The 22973-nt window shown below is 40.7% G+C and carries 17 protein-coding genes; 16 read left to right on the top strand and 1 reads right to left on the bottom strand.

Annotated features, from left to right (window positions below):
• The first annotated feature begins 179 nt into the window (after positions 1–179).
• From GD597_RS10285 to lnt, 16 genes are all read left to right on the top strand, one after another.
• Positions 180–3290, top strand: a complete 3111-nt coding sequence (locus tag GD597_RS10285) for a SusC/RagA family TonB-linked outer membrane protein (RefSeq protein WP_171607760.1) — start codon at positions 180–182, stop codon at positions 3288–3290.
• A 14-nt stretch (positions 3291–3304) separates the two neighbouring features.
• The gene (locus tag GD597_RS10280) at positions 3305–4786 is read left to right on the top strand and encodes a RagB/SusD family nutrient uptake outer membrane protein (protein ID WP_171607759.1); all 1482 of its coding nucleotides are present in this window, start codon (positions 3305–3307) and stop codon (positions 4784–4786) included.
• A 204-nt stretch (positions 4787–4990) separates the two neighbouring features.
• Positions 4991–5935 (top strand): ROK family protein, encoded by a 945-nt coding sequence (locus tag GD597_RS10275; protein ID WP_216368559.1) that lies wholly within the window; start codon positions 4991–4993, stop codon positions 5933–5935.
• A 14-nt stretch (positions 5936–5949) separates the two neighbouring features.
• A complete protein-coding gene (locus tag GD597_RS10270; protein WP_171607758.1) occupies positions 5950–7725 on the top strand; it encodes a class I mannose-6-phosphate isomerase in 1776 nt (591 codons plus the stop codon).
• Positions 7726–7730: 5 nt separating this feature from the next.
• Positions 7731–9110 (top strand): sugar porter family MFS transporter, encoded by a 1380-nt coding sequence (locus GD597_RS10265; RefSeq protein ID WP_216368558.1) that lies wholly within the window; start codon positions 7731–7733, stop codon positions 9108–9110.
• Between the two features lie 159 nt (positions 9111–9269).
• Positions 9270–10067, top strand: coding sequence for a lipocalin-like domain-containing protein (locus tag GD597_RS10260; protein ID WP_171607756.1), 798 nt, complete (start codon positions 9270–9272; stop codon positions 10065–10067).
• A gap of 49 nt (positions 10068–10116) precedes the next feature.
• Positions 10117–11319, top strand: a complete 1203-nt coding sequence (locus GD597_RS10255) for a DUF4185 domain-containing protein (RefSeq protein WP_171607755.1) — start codon at positions 10117–10119, stop codon at positions 11317–11319.
• A 28-nt stretch (positions 11320–11347) separates the two neighbouring features.
• Positions 11348–12583: a DUF4185 domain-containing protein gene (locus GD597_RS10250; protein WP_171607754.1), complete on the top strand. Its 1236-nt coding sequence runs from the start codon at positions 11348–11350 to the stop codon at positions 12581–12583.
• On the top strand, positions 12583–14064 hold the full coding sequence (locus GD597_RS10245; protein WP_171607753.1) for a sialate O-acetylesterase: 1482 nt from the start codon (positions 12583–12585) through the stop codon (positions 14062–14064). The genes GD597_RS10250 and GD597_RS10245 overlap by 1 nt, the downstream gene beginning before the upstream one ends.
• A gap of 152 nt (positions 14065–14216) precedes the next feature.
• Positions 14217–15431, top strand: a complete 1215-nt coding sequence (locus tag GD597_RS10240; RefSeq protein WP_171607752.1) for a DUF4185 domain-containing protein — start codon at positions 14217–14219, stop codon at positions 15429–15431.
• Between the two features lie 101 nt (positions 15432–15532).
• The gene (locus GD597_RS10235) at positions 15533–16591 is read left to right on the top strand and encodes a hypothetical protein (protein WP_171607751.1); all 1059 of its coding nucleotides are present in this window, start codon (positions 15533–15535) and stop codon (positions 16589–16591) included.
• Positions 16584–17342, top strand: coding sequence for a glucose 1-dehydrogenase (locus GD597_RS10230; protein WP_171607750.1), 759 nt, complete (start codon positions 16584–16586; stop codon positions 17340–17342). The genes GD597_RS10235 and GD597_RS10230 overlap by 8 nt, the downstream gene beginning before the upstream one ends.
• 73 nt (positions 17343–17415) lie before the next feature.
• The gene (locus tag GD597_RS10225) at positions 17416–18636 is read left to right on the top strand and encodes an enolase C-terminal domain-like protein (protein ID WP_171607749.1); all 1221 of its coding nucleotides are present in this window, start codon (positions 17416–17418) and stop codon (positions 18634–18636) included.
• Between the two features lie 122 nt (positions 18637–18758).
• Positions 18759–19643, top strand: a complete 885-nt coding sequence (locus tag GD597_RS10220; RefSeq protein WP_171607748.1) for an SMP-30/gluconolactonase/LRE family protein — start codon at positions 18759–18761, stop codon at positions 19641–19643.
• A gap of 126 nt (positions 19644–19769) precedes the next feature.
• On the top strand, positions 19770–20897 hold the full coding sequence (locus GD597_RS10215; RefSeq protein ID WP_171607747.1) for a T9SS type A sorting domain-containing protein: 1128 nt from the start codon (positions 19770–19772) through the stop codon (positions 20895–20897).
• Between the two features lie 143 nt (positions 20898–21040).
• Positions 21041–22558: an apolipoprotein N-acyltransferase gene (gene lnt / locus GD597_RS10210; RefSeq protein ID WP_171607746.1), complete on the top strand. Its 1518-nt coding sequence runs from the start codon at positions 21041–21043 to the stop codon at positions 22556–22558.
• 261 nt (positions 22559–22819) lie between these two features.
• Here lnt and GD597_RS10205 read toward each other — a convergent pair whose 3' ends face one another.
• Positions 22820–22972: a hypothetical protein gene (locus tag GD597_RS10205; RefSeq protein ID WP_171607745.1), complete on the bottom strand. Its 153-nt coding sequence runs from the start codon at positions 22970–22972 to the stop codon at positions 22820–22822.
• Between the last annotated feature and the right edge of the window lies 1 nt (position 22973).

Raw genomic sequence — 22973 nt, 5'->3', positions numbered from 1 at the left:
ATGTATGAACATTTGAACTTTGGTGCGTACTGGAAAGCGCTACGCTGATGCTGCATATTGAGCCAAAAGCTGAAGAGTGCGACGCAAGTGAAGATGCCTATTGTTCTAATGACGGGTTAACACGTATTTGTATTTATACTAAGTGATTATATAAGCCATTCTTTAAATCGATTCTTGCAATGAAAAAACTACATCTTATTAAGTTGTTGGCATTAGTTTGTTTTGCCATCTTTTTCTCCACATGGGCTATTGCGCAAAATGGTAAGAAAATAACCGGTAAAGTTACCGCAGAAACGGGTACAGGTTTGGCAGGTGTTACCGTGCAAATTAAGGGCACTAATACAGCTACTACTACCAACGAAAATGGCAATTTTTCAATTACGGTTGCCAGTGATGCTGCCACGCTTGTTTTATCCTATGTGGGTTATATTAAGCAGGAAATTGCCCTAAAAAATAAAAGTACGGTAGAAATAACCTTGCAACCCGAAAAGAATGAGCTTTCGCAGGTGGTTGTAGTGGGCTATGGAACCGTTAAAAAAAGTGATCTTACTGGGTCTGTAGTATCAGTAAAGGCCGATGAATTAAAAGCCGTACCTGCTACCAGTTTCGACCAGGCATTGCAGGGCAGGGCAGCAGGTGTACAGGTTACTACCTTATCGGGCAAACCAGGCGCAGAAACCTCTATCCGTATTCGCGGTACCACTTCTATAAATGCAGGTAATGAACCTTTATATGTAGTTGATGGCATGTTAATTAGCAGCGATGGTGGCGACATGTCCACTGGAGTAACACTAGGCCCGCGCATTGGTCCATTATCTGCTATCAACCCCAATGATATTGAATCTATTGAAATATTGAAGGACGCATCTGCTACTGCCATTTATGGATCAAGAGGCGCCAATGGGGTTGTGATTATAACTACCAAAAGAGGTCGTACCGGTAAAGGAACTGTTACACTTGATAGCTATTATGGTGTACAAACCATTGCCAATAAGGTAGAAGTGTTAAATGCCGCTCAATTTGCCAATCTGGTAAACGATGCCAAAATAAATGCCAATCAAACCCCCGTATACGTTAACCCAAAAAACCTGGGAGAAGGAACAGATTGGCAGGACGCGGTTTTACGTACAGCCCCAATGGCTAATTATCAGCTAAGTTTTTCTGGTGGCGATGAAAAAACAAAATATTCTATCACCGGATCTTATTTTACCCAGGACGGTATTATTCAAAGTTCTGATTTTAAAAGATATTCATTTCGATCTAACCTGGATAGAGAAGTAAGTAAAAGATTAACCGTAGGTACCAGCATAACCTATGCCCGTGTAACATCTAACGGTGTATTAACCAATGCGGGTACCATTGTACCAGGTGTGGTTACAGATGCCTTATTGTTTAACCCAATTTTACCTGTTTACGATTCAACAGTAACCGGAGGGTATACCTTCGAAAACGACAGGGGTAAAGTATTGGGTAACCCTGTTGCAGAAGTAAATAAATACAATTCCTATTCCGTTTCTTCCCGCTTTCTGGGTAATATGTATGCAAAATATAAATTGCTGGAAGGGCTGGAGTTTAAAACCAGTTTTGGTATTGATGCATTTTCTTCAAAAGAAAATTCTTATGCGCCTTATTATCTTAAAAGGGCGCAGGCCAGTAAGGGAGAGGCAAGTATAGGAACTGTGCAGGGTATGACCTGGCTAAATGAAAATACCCTTACCTATACGCATCAAGCTAAGAATGGAAATGCATTAACGGTATTAGGCGGCTTTACCGTACAGCAATTTCAGAATGAAAGTTTGTTTGCTTATGCTTTTGATTTTCCAGATGACAGAACTGGATACCATAGTTTGGCAGCAGCATTAAATCCGCAAAAGCCTTTTAACAACGAATCTCAATGGAGCCTGGTTTCTTTTTTGGGCAGGGTAAATTATACAGTACAGGATAAATACCTGTTTACCTTAACCGGCAGATCGGATGGCTCATCCAAATTTGCAGAAGGCAATAAATATGGCTATTTCCCTAGTGGTGCTTTTGCCTGGCGGGTATCTAAGGAGAAATTTATGGAGCCTGTTAAATTTATTTCTGATTTAAAGCTAAGAGCCAGTTATGGCGCAATAGGTAATCAAGCCATTGCACCTTATCAATCATTGGCATTGGTTGGCCCTTATGGTGAGGGCGTGTTTAATAGTTCACAAGGTAGTGAGCCTTATGCCGGCCGTGAACCATTAAGTTATGTAAACAAAAACCTTAAATGGGAGACAACAAAGCAGCTGGATATTGGCTTAGACCTTAGTATGTTCAAAAACAGGGTTACCATTACAGCAGATTATTATCATAAGAAAACGGTTGACCTGTTATTATCCACGCCAATACCAACTACCAGTGGTTTTACATCTACCCTGCTGAATATTGGTAATATTGAAAACAAAGGCTTTGATTTTGATATAAAAACCATTAACACAACAGGTGTTGTGCGTTGGAATACATCCATCAATATTTCAATAAATAAAAATGAGATAACCAATCTTAATTCAAGTACCGATATTCCTTTGTTTGGCGGTATTATTTTAAGAAAGGGTGAATCGATTGGTACTTTTTACGGATACATTTTCGATGGTATTTTCCAATCTGATGCGGAAGCAGCAAGCAGCCCGGTATTGGTAGGGCAGGAGCAAACATCCTCTAACCCTGCATCAAGGGCAAAAGCAGGAGATAGAAAGTACAGGGATATAAATGGGGATGGAAAAATTACCAGCGATGACAGAACTTTATTAGGTTCTGCACAACCCGATTTTACCTGGGGTTTAAACAATACCATTTCTTTCCAGAACCTTGATTTTAGTTTTTTCTTCCAGGGATCTCAGGGTAATAAGCTAGCCAATTACAATACGTTTGATCTGCAGAATTTCACAGGTCAAAATAATGTACTGGCAGAGGCCGGCTTAAATCGCTGGACACCTGAAAACCCAAGTAACAAATATCCCCGTGCATTATCAAGCGGTAGTTTGGATGTTGGTGTATTCTCCTCCAATATTGTAGAAGACGCTTCTTATATACGCCTTAAAAATGTAACGCTGGCTTATCGGTTACCTTATTCCATCTTGAAAAAAACAGGTATTCAAAACCTGAAATTATATGCCGGCGCCACCAATTTATGGACGCATACCAAATACACTGGCTACGATCCTGAAGCCAATACATATGGACAAAGCACCACATTAATAGGAATTGACCTGGGCGGCTATCCTCAAACCACAACTTACACCATAGGAATCAACGCAGGATTCTGATAAAACATAGTATCATGAAAAAAACAGTATTCACAAGAATTGTATTGCTCATCATAATGTTGGGCATGGGCGCCACATCCTGTAAGAAATTTCTAACAGAAGATCCAAAAAACCTGGTAGCAGTTACCAATTTTTATAAAACAGAAAGCGATGCCGTGGCTGCCGTAAATGCAATTTATTCCTGGCTTAATTCAATTAGCTATGGAACATTTGCCGGCGTTTACCTTAATTCTTTCTGGGTAACTGCAGGTTTGGCCTCAGATGAGTTTAATAACCAGGAAATATTTTCCCCTTATTACGATCAAACCGCCACTTTTACCTATGGCCCAACCAACTATGGGTTACAGGAAATATGGGATAAGCATTATAAAGCCATCACTATTGCCAATATTGCCATAGAAAGAATTCCGGGTATACAAATGGATCCGGTTTTAAGAACAAGGCTGGTTAACGAAGCCAAATATTTAAGGGGTATGTTATATTTTGATATGGTGCGTATGTTTGGCAGTATTCCCCTTTTGCTAAAAGAGTCAGAACCATTATTACCCACCATTGCCACTCCTGATGAAATTTATAACCAAATAATACAGGACCTGTCTGATGCACAGGAACTACCTTTAAATTACCCGCCGGGTAATGGCCGAGGCCGTGCTACAAAGGGTGCTGCTAAAGCCATGCTGGCCAAAGTATACCTAACCCTTGGTCAATACGATTTTTGTGCCGACAAATGCAAAGAAGTAATTGATTTAAATGAATATGCTCTTTGGGATGATTATGCCGATGTATTTAAACTCTCCAGCCGTGGCGGTAAAGAAGCCATTTTTTCAGTAGGTTTTGGCGATGCCAACGGCGCCATCATTTTTTGGGAGGCTGGCCAGTTTCTGGTGCGTTTATTACCTTCCGATCTAAGTGTGGAAGGGGTAGAAAATGCACAAGGCTGGCAGGTACCTACGCAAAATTTATATGATAGTTACGATCCCAGCGACAGAAGACGCGAAGCAACTTTTATTACCACCATTCATAACCCCGATGGATCAATAAAAACCATCAAGCCATATGTTCAAAAATATTGGGATCGTGCAGCAGAGCCCAAGGGAAATGGTAGTTCAAACGATTATCCGATAATGCGTTACTCCGATGTATTGTTAATGTATGCAGAAGCCAGCAACGAAATTGGTAATACTGCCGATGCTTATACTTACATCAATATGGTGCGTAAACGTGCCCGTTTTAATGGCACTATTTACCAGAATATTTTACCAGATTATAGCAATCTGTCAAAAGATGAATTTCGCGATGCTGTATTAAAAGAACGTCGCCAGGAATTTGTTGCCGAAGGGCAGCGCTGGTTCGATCTGGCACGCACCAAAAAACTGGAAACTTTGGTGCCGATTGCCAAGCCGGGCGTTGTGCCGCAAACAAAGCATTATCTGTTTCCCATTCCACAGCGCGAAATTGATTTAAATCCAAACCTGATACAAAATACCGGGTATTAATACAGGTATTTGTAGCCCAGCTGACATGCTATAAGCAGCTTTACTTGCGTCGCACACTTGTACGTAGGTAATGCTATCAGCAAAAAAAAGGGTAGATTATAAAAATAAATGCCTGTTGTTGGCTGCTCAAAGTACCCAAAGTACAAGAGTGCGACGCAAGCGGTGATGAGCAATAAACAAACAGTTGGGTAACAAATAAAAACAATGATTAACAAACCTGCAATCGCTATTGACTTGGGTGGTACCAAAATAAAAATTGGTCTGGTACAGGGCAATACTATATTGGCCGGAACTGCCATTGATGCCCATTCTGGCAATGGTTTGCAGGAGCGCCTTCCCTTTGTTGCGGCCGCCATACAAGCATTACTGGCACAACAAAATTTAACGGTAACAGATATTGCAGGTGTGGGTATGGCTGTGCCGGGCATTGTAGACAGTGTGCAAAAACGCATTCTTTCCATAGATAAAAAATTTGGCGATGCACCGGGTATTGATTTTGAAAGCTGGTGTACCAACGCCCTGGGATTAACGCTGGCAATAGAAAACGATGCCCGTACTGCCTTAATTGGCGAATGGAAATTTGGTAAGGCTAAAGCCGTGGATAATGTGGTATTAATCACCCTGGGTACAGGTGTTGGAAGCTCGGCCGTTATAGAAGGTAAATTATTAAGAGGCAAACATTTTACCGCTGGTATTTTGGGTGGCCATAGCGTAATAAATTATAAAGGAACTGTTTGTAACTGCGGTAATACAGGTTGTGTAGAAACAGAAGCCGCTACCTGGAGTATCGGTGCAAAAGTAAAAGCACATCCCGCATTTGCTGCCAGCACATTGGCCAATGAATGTTTAATTGATTTTGAATCCATTTTCAGACTGGCTAATGAAGAAGATTTTTTAGCTAAGCAAATGCGCGACGAAAGTCTGGATGTTTGGGCAGCCTGTGCTATAAACCTTATTCATGCGTATGATCCTGAAATGGTATTGGTATCGGGTGGCATTATGGCCAGCAGCAGTTATATTATTCCTTACCTGCAACAAAAAACCGATGCACATGCATGGACGCCCTGGGGTAAAGTAAAAATTGAATCAGCCAGCTACCCTGATGCTGCGGCTTTATTGGGTGCAGGCTATCTGGTAACAAATGAATAAATGTAAAAAGATTAATGAAATCGAATTACGATAAATTTCCGGAAGTTGAAATACAGGGGCATCATTGCTATGCCGGCTGGGATGCGGTGCTTGGTCAACTAAAATTGGCAATTCAAAACACGCATAAGTCAAAAGTTATTTGTGCGGTGGAATGTTACCATGGTGTATATACCAAAGAGCTTATTGCCCATCTAAGAAAAGAATTACAACCGGTAATTCTGATAGAATCAACCGCTGCCCTGAAGGATGAAATAGCCATTGCCACCATGGTGCAGCCATTTGTTACCGATGATCCCGTGTTTGGTATTATCACTTCACTGGAGATGGGTGATTATTTTGATACTGTAAAACTGGCTGCCTGTGCAGATAAAATAAATAGTATTAAAGAAGGGCTGATTATTGTAATAGGTACCGGTGCAACGGTACTTTGTCCGGCAGCAGATATAATGGTATATGCTGATATGCCCCGCTGGGAAATTCAGCTGCGCTTTAGAAGAAATAAAGTAGCCAATATTGGTAGGAATAATAAAACCGATGCGTTTTCCTATAAATACAAACATGCCTATTTTGTAGACTGGCGTGTATGCGATAAGCATAAAAAACAACAGTATAACAATATCAATTTTTTTCTGGATACTACCATAGAGGAAAACCCTAAAATGATAGATGCGGCTGCATTTAAAGATGCTATGGCACAGTTAATTGCTACTCCATTCAGGGTAGTTCCTTTTTTCGATCCGGGTCCATGGGGTGGCCAATGGCTAAAAGAGGTTTGTGATTTAGACAGAAGTGAACAAAATTTTGCCTGGGGTTTTGATTGTGTGCCCGAAGAAAATAGTTTGCTACTCCGCTTCCAAAATGAAGTAATGGAAATGCCATCTGTAAACCTGGTGTTTTTTCAACCTGCAGCCTTACTGGGGAAAGAAGTATATGATTTTTTTGGTGATGAGTTCCCCATACGTTTCGATTTTCTCGATACCATGGAAGGCGGCAATTTAAGCTTGCAGGTGCATCCTTTAAAACAATACATTAAAGACAAATTTGGGATGGCATATACCCAGGATGAAAGCTATTATTTTCTGGATGCCAAGGATGAGGCCTTTGTTTACCTGGGTATACAGGAGAACATTGTGCCAGAACAAATGATTGCCGAACTGGAAGCTGTTCAAAATAATGGCGAACAGTTTGATGCAGAAAAGTACGTACAAAAATGGCAGGTTAAAAAGCACGACCATGTGTCTATACCATCTGGTACCGTGCATTGTTCCGGTGCTAATACCGTGGTATTGGAGATAAGTGCCACGCCATATATTTTCACTTTTAAACTATGGGATTGGGGCCGCATGGGTTTAGATGGTAAGCCTCGCCCCATTTCATTGGAACATGGTAAAAATGTTATTCAGTGGAACCGTACTACTTCCTGGACCAAAGAACATATTCTAAATCTGGTTAAACCTGTTGGCAGTGGCGATGGCTGGAGAGAGGAGCAAACCGGTTTGGATGCAGATTCATTTATTGAAACCACCCGCACCTGGTTTACCAAAAAAGTAACTCACAATACACAGGGTGGTGTAAATATCCTTAACCTAATTGAAGGCAGGGAGGCGGTGGTAGAAAGTCCAACCAATGCATTTGCTCCCTTTATCATTCATTATGCAGAAACTTTTATTGTACCTGCCCATGTTGGGGAATATACCATCACCCCTTATGGTGAAAGTATAGGTACAGAATGCGCCACCATGAAGGCATCTGTACGAACAGAAAAATTAGAAAATCTACGTATAAACTAAAAAGCATGCAACAAAACAGAAGTAACTGGTACATTTATAAAGCTACTTTGGTAGCAGCAGTAGGTGGATTATTATTTGGCTACGATACTGCTGTAATAGCCGGTGCAATTGGGTTTATGAAAACCTATTATGCCCTATCGGATGCTATGACGGGTTGGGTGGCATCCTGTGCCTTACTGGGTTGTGTGGCAGGCGCCATGTATGCCGGTAAATTAAGCGATATAGTTGGCCGTAAAAAAGTACTAATGCTTTCAGCATTATTATTTGCCATTTCATCAGTAGGTACGGCAATGCCACCTAATCTTACTTTTTTTGTTGTATTTCGGTTAATTGGTGGTATGGGCATCGGTATTGCTTCCATGCTATCTCCTATGTATATTTCCGAAATGGCACCGGCTGATATACGTGGTAAATTAATTGCCGTTTTTCAGCTGGGTGTGGTAACGGGTATTCTCCTCATTTACTTTGTAAACGCAGGCATTGCAGGCATGTATAACGAAGCATGGAATATCACCACCGGCTGGCGGTATATGTTTGGCTCCGGCTTAATTCCATCAGTCATTTTTGTACTCTTGTTATTCACTGTTCCCGAAAGCCCCCGCTGGTTGGCCAAACAAAAAAGAAATGAAGAAGCACTGGATATCCTTACCAAAATAAACGGACAGGAAAAAGCCAATCAGGAGCTCGCAGAAATCAACGCCTCCCTTGCCGATGATACCTCACTCACACTGGCCGAAATGATGAAACCAGGCTTAAGGCGCGCCTTATTTATCGGTGTGGTGTTGGCCATTTTTTCGCAGGTTACCGGTATCAATGCCATAATGTATTACGCACCTGAAATTTTTAAATCTACCGGCGATGGTTCCAACTCCGCATTAATGCAAACAGTATTGGTGGGTATCATCAATGTAGCGTTTACACTGGTGGCTATCAGGTATGTAGATAAACTGGGCCGTAAAGCCTTATTATTAATCGGTATTGCAGGTATGGCCATATGCCTACTGGCGGTAGGTTCCGCATTTTACTTCGAAATGCAAAAAGGCTATCTGGTACTAATCGCTATCCTGGGTTATATCGCTTGTTTTGCTACCTCATTAGGCCCTTTAACATTTGTGGTAATTGCCGAAATTTTTCCAACCAAAGCAAGGGGTACCGCCATGTCTGTTGCCGTTTTTGTGTTGTGGTCAGCAGTATTTCTCGTATCTCAAACATTCCCCATTTTAATGGGTTCCATAGGCAATGCATTTACCTTCTGGATTTATATGCTGATGGCTATTGGCGCATTCTTGTTTGTTTGGAAAATGGTACCTGAAACAAAGGAGAAAACATTAGAGGAAATTCAGGATTTCTGGAAGGCACATGAAGCATCTGTAAACAATAAATAAAAAATTATGTACCCGTCCTTATAGCGCTTATCAGGCTTTACTTGCGTCGCACACTTGTACGGCAACAAGTATAGCAGCTGTTAACAGCCAATGCCGGGGAATAACATCTTTTAATAAACGCAACTGTCATCAAAAATAGTAGCGATAAATCTAACGAAAATGAAAAAGTCTTTAATCATTCTTACTGCAGTTTCACTTTGCACTTCAGTATTGTTCTTTGGCTGTAAAAAGGACAAGCCCGAAACTGATTTACCTGTTTTAAAACTTACGCCAGAAAATGTAAGTGGTAAATCAGGCTTTAATGTATCTACTGTATTATCCGGTACAGTTCAAAATGGTGTAAAGAATTTTTATATTTCCAAAACAATTAACCTCAAAATAGATAGTAGCTGGGGCACCAATGGAATATTAAAAGTAACTACCATCGCCGATGGACAAAATACCTTTGAATATCCCTTTAGCTATACCCTTCAGGATAATGAGGTGGATAAACTGGTTGGCTTTAATTACAGGATAGAAGATGCAAAAGGTAAAGCGGCCGAAAAAGACTTAACAGTGAATACTATTGCTTCAGGTGCCCAAATTATTGCATCGCATCCCTGGAAAATCAGTTCCAACTTATGGGAAACGGCCACTCCACCCGAAGAAAGCCTGCAGGAATGTGGTAAGGATGATATTTGGACCTTTAACCGCGATAGTACCATGAGTGTAAATTATGGAGCTTCAGGTTGCCTGTTTGACGGGTTTAATATTTTCTCTAAATGGACATTAAGTGAAGATGAAAAAACCTTCACAAGAACCTATTATTCCATATTTAATCCGGCCAACGTAACAACTGAAGTATATAAAGTGATTTCTCTAACGAAAGATAGAATGGTACTGGAAATAACCCTCGATCTTTCAGTATTTGGATTAGGGGAAGAGGAGTTATTTAAGTATACTTATGATGCGTATTAAATCAAGAACTTGGATGAAATTTTAATTGCGCATAACTAAAAATTTTTCAATGAAAAAAAACACAAACTGGCTATACATAATTGCAGCCGCTGGCTTATTTTCCTGTAGTGGTGCCAAACATGCAATAGTTACCAATACCGATATTACCACATTAAAATATACCATCGCTCCTGCCCCGGAGTGGACAAATTTGCTAAACCGTACATCAGGCTGGTTTGGTGCCGATGGCATTTTTGCCGTTCCTTCCAATGGAGTAGATAAAGCTGATAGCAGCATCGAAACAACCATACTTTTTAGCGATACCATGTTGGGTGATATCGTAAACGATCGGCCCAAACCCGGTTTTATTATGGTGCATAATTCTGTGGCATTATTAAAAGGCTTCGAACCCATTGAAGAAAATATAAAGTTCACCTGGAAAAAAACTGCCAGCAGAAATGAAGGTTCTTTTTTTGTTCCCAATACGCCCAATGCCAAAGAGGGCGATTATTATTGGCTGGGCGATGGTTTTGTAAATCATTCCCTAAACGATAAAACCTATATTTTTTGCTATAGGGTAAGAGATACGGCAGATAATGCTTTTCTTTTTCAACAGGTGGGTAATGCTTTAATTATTTTACCAAAGGGCAGTAAACCACCCTATACCAATCAACAGCAAGTTGATGCGCCCATTTATGCGGTAGATAATACCGCAAAATATCCCAATAATTATATTTCTTTCGGGTCTGCTATTTTCCCAAATACCAAAGATGCCGGCGCTATTAACCCAGATGGATATGTATATGTATATGGTGTTGGTGGTGATAATAAAAAAGTGATGGTGTCAAGGGTAAAACCAGGCAATTTCGAAGATTTTTCCAAATGGAGATATTGGGATGGGACTACCTGGCAAACTGATATTTTAAAATCTGCCACTATTGCAGATCGTGCATCTAACGAATTAAGTGTAACACCTTTACCTGATGGCCGCTATGCCATGGTTTTTCAAACTGATGGTATTGGTACAGCAGTGGGCTTAAGATTGTCTACAACTCCTTATGGCCCCTTTGGCCCCATCATTAAAATTTGGGAATGCACAGAACAAAAGGAAGGAAAGAATTTTATTGTTTATAATGCCAAAGTGCATCCCAGCTTATCAAAACCTGGCGAAATGCTGATTAGCTATAATGTGGGTTCCTTTGATTTCTGGAACGATGTTAATAATCACAATAATTTTTATCGTCCGCGCTTTTTAAGGCTCACTTTACAATAAATAATAAAATATCAACATAGGCGCTACTATGCAAAAAAAGTATTGTATACAAAATGGCTTATTCAAAATAGCTGGTCTTGTTGGCCTGTTATTTTTTGCTGCATGCAATACAAACTCACCTTCCCAAACAGATATTGCCAATAACCTTGATTCGCTAAAATTCACTGTTAGCGAGGCACCTGAATGGACAGCCCTATTTAAACGGGAACATGGATGGTTTGGGGGCGATGGCATTTTTGCCATTCCATTGAATGGCGTAGATACCTTCGTAAGTAATGATACAGCTAAAACACTATTCCTTTTTGGCGATACTATGATTGGAGATATTGTACAGGATTCCCTGCAGCCTGGTTTTAGCATGGTGCGTAATTCTGTGGCCATTTTAAAAGGCAATACACCCAGCCCAGGCAATATTTCTTTTGAATTTGCCAAAGACGAAAGCAATCAACCTGCTACCATCTTTTCCCCTAATTTGCCTTCAACCATAAAGGGGGATATTTTTTGGTTGGGCGATGGTTTTGTAAATACCGAATTAGACAGTAGTTTATTTGCATTTGCCTATACTATTCGTAATACAGGTACAACCGACTGGGGATTTACAGATGTAGGTAATGTGCTGATTGAAATACCCAAAGGAAGCAAACCTCCTTTTAAAGAATTTACCCAAACACAAACACCTTTTTATATAAAAGGCACTTCTGATTCAGCGAATGATTATGCCTCATTTGGGGCGGGCATATTTGTAAATACCAAAGCCGCAGGTGCACCAAATCCGGATGGTTATATATATGTGTATGGCATGCGTGGTAAAGCAAAAAATGTAATGGTTGCAAGAGTTACCCCAAAGGCATTTAAACAATTTAACGAGTGGCGCTTTTTTGATGGCAAGGCATGGAGTGCGGATATTAATACCGTAGCAAATATTACAGATAGTGCTTCCAATGAATTAAGCGTATCTCCCTTGCCGGATGGGCGTTATGCTATGGTATTTCAGGTAAATGGAATTAGCGATTATGTTGGCTTACGCTTAGGCAAAACGCCTTATGGCCCATTTGGAAAAGTGATAAACATATGGAATTGCAGCGATGTGAAAAAAATATCCAAAAACGTATTTGCTTACAATGCAAAAGCATTCCCTTGCTTTTCAAAGCCTGGCGAATTGCTGATTAGTTATAATGTTAATTCATTTGATTTTTTTAATGAAATAAAACTGTATCCCGATTTATACCGACCAAGATTTATAAAACTTAAATTATTGCCATAATGAAAAAGTATCTGGTAAGTTTCCTGTTGTTTTTAATGCCTGCACTTTTTCTGCAGGCTCAAACTGGCTTACAGTTGGGAAATGGTTTGCAAAGCAGTATGGTTATTCAGCAGGCCAAACCAATGATTTATTGGGGTACCGCCACCATGGGAACTGAAATACACATTAAACCCGACTGGAGTAAAAAACTGTATACTGCCAAAGCTGGCGCAGATGGTAATTGGCAGGTTTCAATTGAAGTGCCTGCAGTAGCAGAAAATAATTATACACCACATACTATTGAAGTTTATACCAATACAGAAAAACAGGTGTTGTCGGATGTATTAATTGGCGAAGTTTGGCTATGCAGTGGCCAATCAAATATGGATATGGAATTAAAACCATTTTTACCCTGGCTTCAGGGTGTAATGGATTATGAAAAGGAAATAGCGGCTGCAAATTATCCGCAAATTCGCTTATGGGATATTAAGTCAGACTTTAAGAAAATGCCTGTTGAAAGATGCAAAGGCGATTGGAAAATTTGTACCCCAGATAACGCAAAAGACTTTAGTGCAGTGGCATATTATTTTGGCCGCGAATTAATGAACCGTCTGCATGTTCCTGTGGGGTTAATTACTTCATCAATTGGCGCTACTACCTGTCAGGCCTGGACAAGCCGTGAAACCCTGGCTGCGGATGAAGCACTAAATAAAATATTGTATGCTTACGATACCAGTGCCGCTGCAAGAGAACCACTTGATTCTGTGGTAACTTTTGAAAAACTTACTCGACCAACCTTGCTGTATAACTCCATGATTTATCCATTAAGAAATATATCATTAAAAGGTTTTTTGTGGTACCAGGGCGAAAGTAATAAGGATAACCAGGATATCTATGCACGTTTATGCGGCGCTATGATTGGTAACTGGCGTTCATTATTTAACCAGGGCGATTTGCCTTTTTATTATGTACAGGTAGCGCCCTATAACTGGCAATTAAACGATTCTACCGCCTATAACTATGCTTTATTCAGGGATGCACAGAAGGATGTGCTGAAAGTGAAAAATACAGGTATGGTGGTTACCATGGATATAGCAGATCCTGCTGATATTCATCCGCGGCAAAAAAAGGAAGTAGGGGAAAGACTGGCCTGGAATGCCTTATCCAAAACCTATCATGTAAAAAATGTTCAATTCCTGGGTCCTGTATTTAAAGGTTATTCAGTATCTGGTGCTACGGTTAAGGTTTCCTTTGAAGCTGGTAGTATAGGTGCTGGTTTACAAACAAATGATGCAGCCGCACCTCGCCATTTTTATATAGCGGGTGAGGATAAGAAGTTTTATTATGCGGATGCAAAAATAGTTAACAATCAGGTGGTATTAACCAGTGAAAAAGTAAAGAAACCTGTAGCCGTACGTTATGCATATACCAATTATCCTGTTACCAATTTTGGTAATACAGATGGTTTGCCGGCTGTACCTTTTAGAACAGATAATTGGTAAAAACAAATTTATACAACCGGTTTGGATTATGATATAGGACTTTTTGTATTAAAGCACAATAGTAAGGCGGAAGTTGCAGTGTGCGACGCAAGGATGCTGTATACATAACCAAAAGCCTGGCCAATAAAATGTATTTTGAAAAACGATTGCATATGAAAACGAATGTTGGATTTTATGTACTGGTTGTTGCTATAATGGCTGGTTGTACGCAAAATGCACAACACAGTGAGGAAGCAACTGCAGCTGGTGGTTATGACGAATACAGCGCATCCAGGCTGGTTACAAAACCTGTGGCTGCATGGAGTGAAATGCTGCGCCACGATACAGGCTGGATTGGGGCCGACGGTATTTATTGCACTTCGCTTAATGGTGTTGATAAACCGGGGCAGCTAAATGCCAATTCTGAAACCATGTTTTGGTTTAGCGATTGCATATTGGGTAATATTGATACCCAGGCCGATACCCTGAATGGTGCCTGGCAAATGATGAATAATTCTATTGCCTACTTTACAGGCGATGAACCCAACCCCAATAAAATAACCTATCATTGGCGCAAAGATAGTACCGGTAAACCCATTTCAATGTTCGAGCCGCATACGGCAAAAGCACAACCGGGTAATTATTACTGGCTGGGAGATGGTTTTCTTAATCATGCAATGGATAGTACCCTGTACATTTTTGCCTACCTTATTAGAAATATTCCGGGTAGTATTTATCCGTTTGAAGATATTGGCGTGTCGTTAATTGCCTTGCCAAAAGGCAGCCGCCCACCATTTGCCAATCAACAACAATTTGATACGCCTTTGTTTTTCACCGATGCAAAGGGCAAAACCGTTTTTGGCATTTGTGTATTGCCAAACACCAAAGGTGCAGGTGCACCAAAGCCCGATGGTTATGTGTATGTATATGGGGTTCGCGGATTAAGCAAAGAGTTGCTGGTAGCAAGGGTGCCCGATAATGCATTTGAAGATTTTACCGCCTGGCGTTTTTGGGATGGAATGGGCTGGAATACCGATATGCATAGCTGCGCTGCATTAACCGATAATATTTCCAACGAAATGAGTGTAAGCTTTATGCCCGATGGCCGGGTAATTGCTGCTTACCAGTTAAAAACATCGGCCACTTCTGTTGTGGTGGCTGCAGGTGCTACACCATGGGGGCCATTTCAACCCGCCAAAAAAGTATGGGATACACCAGAAACCTACGACGATCTTGACTTTTACACGTACAATGCCAAAGCGCATCCCAGCTTATCCAAGCCCGGCGAATTGCTGATTAGCTATAACGTAAATTCATTCGATTTCTTAGATGATATTGTTAAACATCCTTATCATTTAAGGCCAAGATTTATTTCAGTAAAATATTAACCATTATGAGCCCTGCTCAATAACACATATTAAACATCCGTTGCGTCGCACTCTTGTACTGTAGGTACATAATGCGGCAAAACCAAAAAAAAAACAACATTTTGACAGCCTACATCATCCATAATAGCATTCAACTACAAAACAGTATAGCCATGCTGCAGGTAGATTTGCATGGTGGTGCCATTACCGATTTTCATTTGCTCAGCAATCCGGTAAATCCATTATCCTTTCGTTTTACAAAGGATCAAATGCCGGCTCAAAACAAAGCTGGTGCGGTATATCAGGGTCATTTTATTTGTGCCGGCAGGTGGGGCGAAGCATCCCCCGGAGAAATAAAAGCAGGCATGCCCAATCATGGTCAGCCAGCCAATATAAACTGGCAAAATTACGAGACCAATAATCCACGTGTAATTACAATGGATACAACGGCACCCTTAGAGGGCCTGCATGTTTTTCGTAAAATTGAAATGAATGCCAACGAAGCTGTTTGTCATGTATCAGAAATAATTACCAATATAAAAACATTGGGCCGCTTATATCAGATGGTGCAGCATCCTACTATTGGTGCTCCCTTTTTAGATAAAGAAACCGTTATTCAATGCAACGCCACAGAAGGGTTTTCCTATATGCATGCAAATGACCCTTTATCAAATACCGTACACTGGCCAACTATTGCATTGCCTGAAAATGAAGAAGCCTTTGATTTGCGCCAGCCACAGCAGCCATTTAATTCTGTTTTTTCATTTATTGTAAACCCGCAGGATGAATTTGGCTGGCTTACAGCGTACAATCCGGAGCAAAACCTAATAATGGGCTATATATGGCCCCGTAAACAATACCCCTGGATTAATCTATGGCAACATTTTGAGCAGGGCCATTTGCAATACCGCGGACTAGAATTTGGTAATACCGGTTTGCATCAACCTTTTCAGCAAATCATTGCAAATAATCATTTGCAAGTTTTTGGGCAGCCAACAGTATCCTGGATTGATGCTGGCGAAAAAGTATTGCGTGAATATGGTAATTTCCTTTTTCAGCCACCACAAGGTTTTTTGGGGGTTGAAAAATTGCTTTTGGAAAATAATGAATTGATATTGGTAGAAATGCAAACTGCCAAACAATTTAAAATAGGTAACTTTTTATTTAATCAACATGACTAATAAAACCATCATAATAACAGGTGGTGCCAAGGGAATAGGTTTGGCATGTGCCCACCTTTTTTATGCTGCGGGGGCTAATGTGGCCGTATTGGATATTACCGCAGATGCAAGCGGTATCATAAACGATAAATGGTTGTTTATGCATTGCGATATTGCCAATAGCAATGATATCAAACAGGCCATGGTTAACATCCATCACCGTTATGGTAGTATTGATGTGCTGATAAACAATGCCGGTATACAGCGCTATGGCAACGTTACAGAAACAGCCGAAGAAGAATGGGATCTGGTAATGAATGTAAATCTCAAAAGCCAGTACCTATGTGCTAAACATGCAATACCTTATATGCAGCAAAAGGGGAGTGGGGTAATAATAAATGTAAGTAGTGTACAGGCATTTGTTAGTCAGCAAAATGTAGCTGCTTATACAACGGCTAAAACTGCATTGCTGGGGCTTACCAGAAGTATTGCTGTAGACTATGCGCCGCATATTCGTTGTGTAGCTGTTTGCCCGGGAACAATTGATACACCCATGCTACGCGATGCCATTGCATTATCACCCAACCCGGAAGCAGTAATGCAGGAATGTATTGATATGCATCCGGCGGGCCGTATTGGTAAACCAGAAGAAGTGGCCGAACTAATTAGTTTCTTATGTAGCAGTAAAGCAGGTTTTATCACTGGTCAGGCTATTCGTATTGATGGCGGGTTGGGTATTACCATTGCCGGTAGTAAACGGGACACAGAATAAATAGTAAAATCAAATGTTGAAATAAGTAAGCATATGTTGTATTCTAAAACAATCAAATAAACTATTTCATTTTATGAAAATAACAAACATAAAAGCAACAACGGTAGCCATGCCATTGCATGCCCCAATAAGGCATTCCAATGGTTGCCACTGGGGGCGTTTTGTGCGTACTATTGTAGAAGTAGAAACAGATGAGGGTATAACCGGTCTTGGTGAAATGGGCGGCGGCGGAGAGTCTGCCGAAAATGCATTTCGTGCCCTCAATAAATATTTAATAGGCCACGATCCCATGCAACTGGAATCGCTATACTGGAAAATTTGTAACCCCACTGCTTCATTGTATAATAACCGTACCCAGTTGCATGCCGCTATAGAATTCGCCTGTATTGATATCATCGGCAAAAAAACAGGTATGCGTGCCTGCGATTTATTGGGCGGCGCCCTTCGCGAAACTGTGCCATTTGCCTCCTATATTTTTTTCCGGTATAAAAATGAACAAACTGGTATTGGTGGCGAGGAAACTGCCGAAGAAATTGTGGCCCATGCTAAAGAGCTGGTAGAACAATATGGGTTTACCTCGCATAAATTAAAAGCCGGTGTTTTTCATCCCGATCATGAGGTGGAAGTATTTAAAGCCTTGTCGGCCGCATTCCCAAAGCATAAGGTTAGAATCGATCCCAATGCTGCCTGGAGTGTGGAAGAATCTATCCGCATTGGTAAAGCCATAGAACATTTGCCCAACGATTATTTTGAAGATCCTACCTGGGGCATGGAAGGCATGCGCAGGGTAAGAGATATGGTTAAAATACCAACTTCTACCAATACCGTAGTGGTAAACTTTGAGCAGCTAGCTGCCTGCATCCGCACCAATGCCATTGATGTAATCTTGCTCGACACTACTTTTTGGGGCGGACTAAGACAAGCATGGAAAGCAAGTGTGGTATGCGAAAAATTCCAGATTGGTGTGGCCGTGCACAGCTCCGGCGAATTGGGTATTCAACTGGCTACCATGTTACATTTAGGTGCGGCCATTCCCAACTTATCTTTTGCCGCCGATGCACATTATCATCATGTTACCGACGATATTATCAAAGGCGGTAAAATGCAATATGTAAATGGTGCTATTGCTGTACCCACCGGTCCAGGCTTGGGTGTAGAACTGGATAGAGACAAACTAAAACAATACGAGGAATATTATAAAGAAGTAGGTGGTTATCAGTACGACCGCGACCCGGAAAGGCCAGATTGGTTTAGCGTGTTGCCAGAGCGAAACTGGGCCAAATTAAAGCAATAACAAAATTCATTGTGTGGGCCAGGCAATGGTAACATTATTAAACTTTACTTGCGTCGCACACTTGTACAGTAGCAAAATAGCATCAAAAAATACAATTGGATAAAAATGGCCTAATTGTATAATTGAAAAATTATTTAAACGAGTATATGGATATAGCGGTAGAAAATATAACAATTTTTGCAGATGGGCTCGATCATCCCGAATGTGTGGCAGTGCATCCCAATGGCACTGTTTGGGCCGGTGGAGAAGCCGGACAAATTTATATGATCAGCGAAGATGGTGCAGTGATAAAAGAAGTTGCCAATACAGGTGGTTTTGTTTTAGGTATTGCATTTTCGCCCGATTGCAGTTGGTTGGCCATTTGCGATTTGAAAAACAAATGTATTTGGAAACTGGTATTGGCTACCTTACAGCTGGAAATTTTTACAACTGGTGCCGGTGAAGATCAGTTAAGTATTCCCAACTACGCTGTATTTGATAGTAAGGGTAAACTATATGTGTCTGATAGTGGTGCTTTCAGGCAAATTAATGGTAAAATATTTTGCTTTAATCAGGATGGTACAGGAGTGGTTTGGCATAAAGGCCCGTTTAATTTTGCCAACGGTATGGCATTGTCAAAAAATGAAGAATACCTATATGTGGTATGCACCTGGTTACCCGGAGTAGAGCGTATAAATATTAATGCAGATGGTACGGCTGGCGAACGGGAAGAATATGTAAAACTATTACAAAGCTGCCCCGATGGTATTGCCTTTGACTGTGAGGAAAACCTGTATATTTCCTGCTATGCACCCAACTGTATTTATATAGCCAATACAAAAAAGGATCTTAGTGTATTATCTTACGATTGGGAAGCGCATACTTTAAGCAACCCCACCAATATTGCATTTGGGGGTAAGGGCGCAAAGCAATTGTTTGCAGCAAACCTGGGCAGATGGCATATTAGCAGAATGGATATGAAGGTTGCCGGTTTGCCATTGGCATGTTTTAAAAATTATGATGTTTAAGTGCTGCATTATAACCTGCAGTACAAGAGTGCGACGCAAGCGGTGATGCCATAAAAAAGGGCAGCCCGGCTAAAAAATGGTATTTCTCTTTATAACTATATATCTTCATTTCAACAAACGTTTATTATGAAAAAAATTACACTTATTATTTTGCTTACCATTGCCTGGAGCAATATGTATGCCTTTACCACACAGGGCAGCTGGCGCTGGCGCAAGGATGATGGTTCTCAAACCACTGCCACCTGGATGGCAGCTCAAAATGTTACACCAACCATTACCAGTCCAACGGAAACATTAAGGCTGCGTATAGTTTTGTATAATGATCCGGCAAATGCTGGTGGTTTGCTGGATGGCGCTTTGTTTGAGGACTCGAGTAATTTACCCGGTGCACATTGGGATACTATTAAATTAACTGTTGGTACCAATGCTTTTGTATTGGCAGGCACCAGTACCAATGTAACTGATTTACAGGCTACTACAGATCAACTTACTGCCGAAGGACTCACTTTTGTAGCAGGTAAAATGATTCTGGCTACAGAAAAATTGCCTGCACAAACAGTAGCCAAAAACAAAGAAACCGAGTATGAATATGTAATAAAGCCAACAGCCAATTTACAATCGGGTACTACGTATTATTTTAGGGTAGATGCGGCTAATTATCCCGTTAGCAAAACATTGCCATCGCTTATTACCGGTTCTTTATTGCCCATACAGCTGGCACAGTTTACCGTTAAACCCGATGGCAATAAGGTGAAAATTGAATGGGTAACAGCATCCGAACAAAATAATGCGCAATTTGATATTGAACGCAGTACCGATGGGGTAAGTTGGACTTCAGTTGCAAAAGTAAAGGGCAGCGGTAACACCTCCACACCAACCGCATACAGCGCAGTAGATATTGCACCAGCCAATGGTACCAATTTCTATCGCATTAAACAAACCGATATGGATGGAAAGTCCAGAAATTCTGAGGTAAAATCTTTACGTATGCTGGTACAAGGTTTATCTAAAGTAAATCTTGTGCAAAACCCGGTAAAAGATGCTGTTCGTGTAAGTATTAACGATGTTACTGCTGGTAAAATAAGTTTGGTGTTAAGTGCATTAAATGGCAAAACCGTTTATAACGAAACCATGCAAGTGGCCGCTAATGGAACATATACGCTGGGCTTAAAGCAAATGCCTGCACCAGGTATGTATATATTGCATGTAAAAGGCGATGCAATTGACGAAACATTAAAACTAATGGTACAATAATAATTTACTTGTTAGGCTAAACACCCGGCATGCCGGGTGTTTTGTTTTTAACAGGTATGTCAGTTAGTTTTTTATACTTGTTGGCCCGATAGTGTTGTATATTTAAACCACACTAATAGTTTTGTATATCTATATTTTTTTACATGAATATTTTGCCAAAATATAAATGGCCACTATTATTGTTATCGGGTATATTAATTTGTTTGGCGTTTACACAAATGAATGTATACCTGGCATGGTATTGTTTTGTGCCGCTATTTTTAGTGGTGAATTTCAGCACTGCAAAGCAATCTTTCTTTGCCGGTTATACAGTTGGATTGGTAATTACCTTGTTTGCTTTTTATTGGATGATACCAGGAGCTGAACGATTTACAGGAAGCAGTACCTGGTATGGGTTGTTTGCATATGTTTTATCCTGTTTACTTTTTGGGTTATGGATGGGGGTTACATTATTATGCTGCCGGCTGGTACCCCTAAAATCCAATAGTGTTTTTGCAGTTTCTCTTAGTGGTATCGGGGTGGCCGCAGTTTTTGTATTAAGCGAATGGGCATTAATGCAATTCTCTGCCGGTTTTCCCTGGTTCGATTTTCATGCCGGAGGAATGTTGCTTAAAAATACATATGCCATACAGCCTGCTGCATTTTTTGGCATTTATGTGCTGAGTTTTGTGGTAGTGCTGGTAAATATTTTACTGTCTTTTTTTATTGCCAGAAAACAATGGAAAAATACATTAATGGTATTGGCTCTAATTCCGTTATACCTGCTTGCAGGCTTTTTACTGCAACAAAACTTTGAACAAAATCTGCAACCGGGTAAGGCTTTTACGGTGGCCATACTGGCAGAAAATATACCCCCCGATATTCAATGGAATGAAGCCAATGGTAATCAACTGGTGCAGCGATTACTGGATTTGAATAAAAAGGCTGTTGCATTAAAACCAGATATGGTGTTATGGTCAGAATCAGCCATACCGTGGACTTACAGCCCCAACGACGACCTGGTGAATGAAGTATTGCGTATTACCTCCCCAGCCCATGTTACGCATATCATGGGTATTAATACAGCCATTGATAGTAATACCGTTTTTAATTCGGCTTATTGCTTTTTGCCTGATGGCCAAATGGCGGGCCGTTACGATAAACAATACCTGTTATCTCTTATAGAAAAACCACTTACCGGTGTGTTATTACCATTTTTAAGCAGCAATGGTTTTGAGGTGCAGCCGGGGCAACAATACCATCTTCCATTATCTACGCCCTATGGTAAGGCCGGCATTATTATTTGTAACGAAGCTACCGTGCCCGCCGTAGCCCAAAACAGGGTTAATAACGGCGCCGAATTTTTGCTAAACCTAAGTAATGATGGCTGGTTTAGCAATACTTATATAGTTGGACTACATTTTTACAATGCCCGCCTGCGGGCAGTAGAAAACCGTAAAGACCTGGTGGTAAACAGTAATAATGGTATTTGCGGCCTCATACAGGCTTCGGGCGAAATAGGTTTTCAACAAGCTAATACTGAACCTTATGTACAAACGGTACAAGTGCAGCCAAATAATTACAATGCTATTTATACCAACCAGCCACTGCTTTTTGTATACGGCAGTCTGCTTTATGTTTTGTTGTTGTTGGTGTACGGTCGTATAAAAAAGCCAATGTAAAACAGCCAATAAATGCATTTGTTACCCGGCTAATGATTAGGCATTTGGCTTTACTTGCGTCGCACACTTGTGCCGTAGAATACCTGGCGGCTGCAGGCTAAAAGCCAAATCATTTTCAGAAAGTACAAGTGTGCGACGCAAGTAAAGATGCATATTGGTTTAATTGCCCGGCTACAAAAAAATATTACTAGTAGCTACAAACAATAAACCCCGGCATAAAAATGCCAGGGCTGTTCAATCTTAAGAAAAACCATAATGTATCTAGAACTCGTCGTTCAATATTTTTTTAAAGTCGGTGCTATCTACCATTCTGATAAAGTAAGACATTGCAATAGCGCCAGCAGTTAAACCGATGGCAAATATTGCAATGCCTGTTAAAATAAGACCGACGTTTGATAAGGTTTCTGTTTCCATA

The sequence above is a fragment of the Limnovirga soli genome, from assembly GCF_013106755.1.
GTDB lineage: Bacteria > Bacteroidota > Bacteroidia > Chitinophagales > Chitinophagaceae > Limnovirga > Limnovirga soli.
Note: the sequence above shows the minus strand (reverse complement) of the source record. Positions and strands in the feature narration are given on the sequence as shown.